Source organism: Chloroflexota bacterium (assembly GCA_014360825.1).
Lineage (GTDB): Bacteria > Chloroflexota > Anaerolineae > UBA2200 > JACIWT01 > JACIWT01.
Genome location: JACIWT010000051.1, coordinates 1 through 3576, shown reverse-complemented (window position 1 = coordinate 3576; position 3576 = coordinate 1). Strand labels below are relative to the sequence as shown.

General features: G+C 56.7%; 3 protein-coding genes. All 3 read right to left on the bottom strand.

Annotated elements, in window-relative coordinates:
• Positions 1-291 precede the first annotated feature (291 nt).
• The 3 genes from H5T64_13390 to H5T64_13380 all read right to left on the bottom strand — a co-directional run bounded on the left by H5T64_13390 (position 292) and on the right by H5T64_13380 (position 3418).
• Positions 292-1842 carry a hypothetical protein gene (locus tag H5T64_13390; GenBank protein ID MBC7265327.1) on the bottom strand — a complete coding sequence of 517 codons (1551 nt, stop codon included), beginning with the start codon at positions 1840-1842 and terminating at the stop codon, positions 292-294.
• A gap of 74 nt (positions 1843-1916) precedes the next feature.
• The gene (locus tag H5T64_13385; protein ID MBC7265326.1) at positions 1917-2606 is read right to left on the bottom strand and encodes a DUF881 domain-containing protein; all 690 of its coding nucleotides are present in this window, start codon (positions 2604-2606) and stop codon (positions 1917-1919) included.
• Positions 2603-3418, bottom strand: coding sequence for a DUF881 domain-containing protein (locus H5T64_13380; GenBank protein MBC7265325.1), 816 nt, complete (start codon positions 3416-3418; stop codon positions 2603-2605). The genes H5T64_13385 and H5T64_13380 overlap by 4 nt, the downstream gene beginning before the upstream one ends.
• Between the last annotated feature and the right edge of the window lie 158 nt (positions 3419-3576).

Below are 3576 nucleotides of genomic sequence, written 5' to 3'. Positions count from 1 at the left end.
TGGAGCAGCAACAACTGCATCTCCTGCGCCGCGAACTCGGATTGCCATTGTACAACACATAGGAGGGCTGTACTGATCATAGCGTACCTACGTCGCCTATTTTACAGGAAAAACCTGACTTGACCAAGGCTCCGTAACGAGAAATGGCGAGGTTTAAAACTATAAGGAAAAATATCAGGACTATCAGAACAACCAAAAGGTATTTTGAGGCTTTACTGGTATTTTGGGCAGTATCTATCACTAAGTTTAGAATAACCCACAGGGAGACCTATGTCAAGAGAAAAATCAATCCTATTGGTGAATAAAGCTAACCGTTCCCTCTCTTGGCCAAAAAAGAACCTCAGTAGTAAAGGGGAATTTGTAGTGTCGTTCATTAACACAGATATTTGATCCACTCCAACTTCTCACAAAAATTTCTGTTGAAGAGATTTCGAAAAGTCGCGTCCCCACCACAACTTGTGGAGATTGATAGGTTCGTCGGTTTCCATCTTTAACACCAAGAGCCAACTCATTTCCCCCACTCATGGGTAAAAGAGCCTCTTCTCCGTTCTCGCCCTCGTTGGTAATAAAGTTTCCATAATGAGCCTTTTCTGTAGAGAATGGGGCAACCACAAAGGAACCAACCGGCAATCGGAGTCCTAAAGAATAATATTTGCCTGCCAATACTCTTTGTTTAATAGTAAAGTTCACTTCTTGGTCCTCGGGAAATTCAACTGGTAAAACGAGTTTACCGGTCGCCTTCCATAAAGCCTCGGCCATCCGTGGGGAAAAGCCAATGGCGCCAGTGTAGTTAACCGGATTTCCATCGCCGCGGTCAACCATGTAAGTAATCTTTGGGAAATACCAGGCCGCCTCGCTGCCGGCTGGCAGGCCGTAGCGGTTGTCCACGGTGACATAGGCTTTGCGGCCGGCATCCCATTTCAATCCCCACCCGGAAAGTTCCGGCGCTTCAGCGCTTGGTGTTGGCCGTTCGGGGGTGGGGAGATGGATGACCGTCCCCACAACCCCCGCATCCATCTTTGCGCCCTCCAAACACCTGTCCAGCCAGTATCGGAAGGCGTGAGGGTGGTCCTTCTGAATCCTCTCCAGCCACTCCACCACGATCTGCCGCCAAAGTCCCTGATCGGGAAGCGCTTCGTTCCTAAACCCCGGCATCCTCTCCGCCAGAGCGGGGTTCACCGCCGCCACCCTGAGCACCTCCAGCCGTCGCTGGTCAGGGTCGGTGATGGAAGCCAGACTCGGATCATTCCGCACCAGGATTCGCCAGACGGTTTCCTGGAAAACGCACTCCTCGGTTACCCTTTGCCTTTGCCGCTCCGTCTGATAGAAGGGACGGGTCCAATAGACGGAGTTGATTTTCTCGGCGTAGTAGGGGTTGGCGAGGATCTCGCTTTGGGAGACGATGTCCTCGGGGCGGATGGTGTAAGAGATGTATCCGGTCGGGGCAATCTGGGTGGGCGGGAGGGCTTGCGAATGGGTACGGCGGCTCATCGCGGCCCAGTCCCAGCGGGACTGGACAAGACCAGCCGGTGGATTTATCCACCGGCGACCGGCGTGCGCAGGGATTTCGCTACCCACCGCGCCCGGAAATGCGATTTCCGGTAGAGACGACCCGCGGGTCGCCCCCACATCCCGGGCGTAGCCACCGAATTCTATTCGGTGGCGGGTATTCACAAGTGGGAGCCGTCTCCAGACGGCGATACTCTGGTCGCAATCTGGAGATTGCTCCCACGACTGGCCAGCATAAGCGGGCGCAGCGCTCAGGGCAGCCATCGCTACGAGAATCAGGATGAGGCCGGCCAGGATTTTCACCCTCGTTACGCCGTTCACGATTCCCCCCATTCGCCACCCCTGCGATATCCCGCCGCCCCCGCCCGGAAATGAAATTTCCCGTAGACACAACCGACCGGTCGCCCCTACTCCCTCACCCGGGCGTAGTGGAAACCTCGCCGCACCTGACAGGCGGGCAGAATAATCTCCCCCTTTTGCTCCACCCGGATCGCCAGCCCCTCCTGCTCCGCCATCAACAGGTCTATCACCCCGCCCATGCGGGTCAAACCGCGCTCGATGGTCGCAGGATTGCCGATGGCAGTCAAGACATAGGGCACGTTCACCGCCACCCCGTCTACGGTCATCTGCCCCCCTTGCCGAGTGATGACCGTGGTGGCTACCACCCGCACGCCATTGATGGCCAAGCCTTCCGCACCGGTGTTGCGCACCTCGTTCACCAGGTCTTGGAGATCGAGCACGCTCAGTTCCCCAAAGATCCACACCTCCACTCCCGGGCCTGCCACTTCGACCTCGCCGTTGACAATGCGGATGCGCGTGAGTTCTTCCAGCAAAGTCCGCATCATGCCCCGACCCTGGTCGATTTGGTACTGGCGGAGTTGGTCCTGCAGTAGAGCCACTTCCTGGCGCAATCGAGCGTTGTTTTCCACCAGGCTGCTGATGAGCAGCGCTTGCTCGGTGGTGCTCTGCGTCAAGCGGGCCAGGCTGATGCGACGTTGCGCCTGTAACTGGGCAGCCACGAACAGTCCGAGGACGAAACTCAATGCCGCCAAAGTGAGTTGGGCTGTCCGACCACCGAAGGATACCGATGACCTCATCGCTCCTGCTCCCTCACCCGGGCGTATTCGATCCGGAAGCCACCATCGAAAGCGGGGATGATCAGTTCATCTTGGCGCGACACGGTGAATTGGACCCCGTAGATTTTCGCCCGCTGGCGCAGGTTCTCCAGGTACAGGGGGTTGTTCAGCATATCCACCTGGGCGTCGGGATCACCGATGGCGGCAATGAGGTAGGGTGGAGAAAGACGGGTGTCATTGACCAAAATGGTGCTGCCCACGCAGTAGATGGAGGTGGTGCCAACAAGCCGTTCGTCGTTGATGGCGATGGCTTCACTGCCCGCCATCCAGAGGAGATTTACTACATCGCGCAAATCGTACTCGTGGATGAGGTAGGCAGATACGTTCTCGGGGACGGGTTGCATCCGCAAACGGCTGTCATCCAACACCACCTGTACGCCAGGCCCTGTCAACGGCAAGAGGCCGGCAAGGGCGCGCGCGGCTTGTAATTGGGCCTGCAGTTGGGCTAACGTGCCCGTGTCGGCGGCCAGTTCTTGATAGGTGGCCAGTTCCGCCCGCAACTGGGTGATGGTCTCCTTCAGCGCGGCTTGTTCGGCCTCCAGGCGGACGATAGTCTCCGCGCTTTCCTGGCGAGAATACTCGGAGATCGACACCGGCAGGCGGCTCTGAGAGCGCCATTGCACGGCAATTCCAAAGCCCACCGCCAGGCTTGCCACCAAGAGAGCAACATTCCATATCCTTTTCGTTCGAGGTCGCTCCACCGCCATTGCGCCACCGATCCCAAGAGGCCGGGTGATTTCCACGCGCCGCACGATACTGGTTGCGCCAGTCATTGAGCAACGCTATTGGCCAATAAAGAGTGTACTGGAACGGGAAGCAAATGTCAAAGGCCTTTTGCACGGTGTCCAGGACATACTATACAGTTTCTGGGGTATGGATATTCTCAATACGTACAGAAAGTATTAGAATTGGCCGGAGTGGATCTGAACAC

Excerpts from the sequence above, each read along its gene's own strand:
- H5T64_13385 (MBC7265326.1), bottom strand. The coding sequence starts at position 2,606 with ATGAGGTCATCGGTATCCTTCGGTGGTCGGACAGCCCAACTCACTTTG.
- H5T64_13380 (MBC7265325.1), bottom strand. The coding sequence starts at position 3,418 with ATGACTGGCGCAACCAGTATCGTGCGGCGCGTGGAAATCACCCGGCCT.
- H5T64_13390 (MBC7265327.1), bottom strand. The coding sequence starts at position 1,842 with ATGGGGGGAATCGTGAACGGCGTAACGAGGGTGAAAATCCTGGCCGGC.